2 protein-coding genes are annotated in these 2,031 nt (G+C 77.4%); both read right to left on the reverse strand.

The annotated features are described in order from the left end of the window. The coding region (gene mycP, locus CCN51_RS51475) for a type VII secretion-associated serine protease mycosin (protein ID WP_086861261.1) at positions 1-1,164 on the reverse strand (1,164 nt) is incomplete at its 3' end. Next, positions 1,161-2,031 (reverse strand): hypothetical protein (locus CCN51_RS51480; protein WP_425444814.1); only part of this gene is annotated, 871 nt, incomplete at its 5' end. The genes CCN51_RS51480 and mycP, both read right to left, overlap by 4 nt.

Genomic DNA, 2,031 nt, shown 5'->3' on the forward strand with positions numbered 1-2,031 from the left:
CCCGCGCCACAGCGCCACCGCGGCGGCCAGCAGGCCCACCCCGGCCGCTGCGGCGGTGAGCGCGAGGCGGTTCGGGCCGCCCTCGTCGCTCTCCGTACGGGCGTGGTCGGGGCCCGAGCCGAAGTAGCGCTGGGGAGAGGCCCCCACAGCCGGCCGCTGCGCCTGGGGCTTGAGCTCCGCCCCCGCCTCGATCGCCGCCGCCGGGTCCACCAGGCCCGCGCCGAGTGCGTCGCTGCGGCCGCCCTTGGGGCGGTCCTGGGCGGTGTCGATGAGCAGTTGCCTGATCTGCCGGGGGCTCAGCTCGGGGTGGGCGGCGCGGACGAGGGCGGCCGAGGCCGAGACGAACGCGGCGGCGGCGCTGGTCCCCCAGCCCTCGTAGTAGCGCCGGTCGGGGTCGGCGATGACCACGTCGTCGCCGGGCGCGCAGACCGCGGCGTACCAGCGACGGGTGGAGAAGGGGGCGCGCAAGCCGAAGCGGTCCACGGCGGTCACCGCGATCACCCCGGGGTACGCGGCCGGGTAGGAGGCCCGGTCGCCGTCCTCGCCACCGTTGCCCGCCGAGGCCACCACGACCACGCCCTTGCGCAGCGCGTACTGCACGGCGGCGTCCTCGGCGGGCTCGGGGTGCGCGGACTTGCTGTCGTCGCCCAGCGACAGGTTGATCACATCGGCGCCGTGGTCGACCGCCCAGCGGATCCCGTTGGCCAGCGCGCCGCCGCGCTGCGTACGGGCCTTCTTGCGGGCCGGGTCGGCCTCCTCCAGGATCACGCGCACCGGCAGGATCTTCGCCTCGGGGGCCACGCCCTTCACGCCGTCGCTGCCGGCGGCGCCGTGTCCGTGTCCGGCGATGATCCCGGCCATGGCGGTCCCGTGCCGGGCCCAGGCGCTGTCGCCGCGCCCGGCTCCGAAGCCGACCATGTCCTTGCCCGTGAGGACCTGGCCCGCGAGGTCCGGGTGCTGGTCGTCCACGCCGGTGTCGAGCACGGCGACCGTCACGCCCGCGCCCTTGGTCGTCTGCCAGGCGGTCGGCGCGTGAATGGCGTCCAGCGCCCACTCCCGCGCCTGGATCGCGTCCGCCCGGGCGGGCACGGCGGGCAGCAGCGCCAGCCCGGCCGCGGCCAGCCCCGCACCCACGGCGCGACGCAGCCGCCGCCACCCGGTCATCGCGGGACCTCCGTCATCGCGGGGGCCTCCGTCTTGGACAGGGCGCGGCGGAAGGCGCGCTCGATCTCGTCGGCGATACCGCGCGCGTCATGGCCGAGGCCCGACTGGGCCGGGGCCGTCGTCGCGCCGCCGCGGGTGGCCTCACCGGCCGGCTGCGGGTCGGTGACCTTACGGCCGTCGGCGAAGCCGGACACGGTGTACACGACGGCCGGGGCGTCGGGCAGGATCCGGATCCGCCAGCTGGCGCGCTGGGCGTCGCCGAAGCCGGCGGCGGCGGTGCCCTTCGCCGCGTACGGGCGGGGCATGAGGTCGGCACGGTCGCCAAGCCCCTCGGCCTGGAACCGCTCACTGAGTTTGCGCATGGCCCCCGACCCGGCCTTGGTCACCAGCAGGCCGACAGTGGTCACACCGGTGCTGGTGGCGTCCGTATAAGTGGCGCGCAGCAGCCGCTTGCAGCCGACCGGGGCCAGGGCCTTCTCGAGCAGTGGGTCGAAGGCGCCGCCGCAGCTGCTGTCCGGGGCCACCGCGATCCGGGTCCAGATGCGGTCGGCGCCGCCGGGACCGGCCCCGCGCAGGGTGCGGGGGAAGAGCTCGTCGACGGGGACGCTGTGCCAGGCGCTGCCGGCCCGCGCATAGCTGTCGCCGTCGGCCGGCCGGGACCCGGAGTCGCCGGTCAGCCAGGATCCGGCCGCCGCGCCGCCGAGCAGCCCGAGGCCGAGGACGAGACTGGCGGCGGCGGCCGCGACCCTGCCGCGGGTACGGCGGCCGGCCGGCCGGTCCGGGGCGGCACCGCCGTACGGGGAGTCGAACGTGGACCGGTCGGGGCGGCGCCATGGGCCGAAGGCGGCGGGCCGGGGGGCGAACGGG

The organism is Streptomyces milbemycinicus (assembly GCF_002154605.1).
GTDB classification, from domain to species: Bacteria; Actinomycetota; Actinomycetes; order Streptomycetales; family Streptomycetaceae; genus Streptomyces; species Streptomyces milbemycinicus.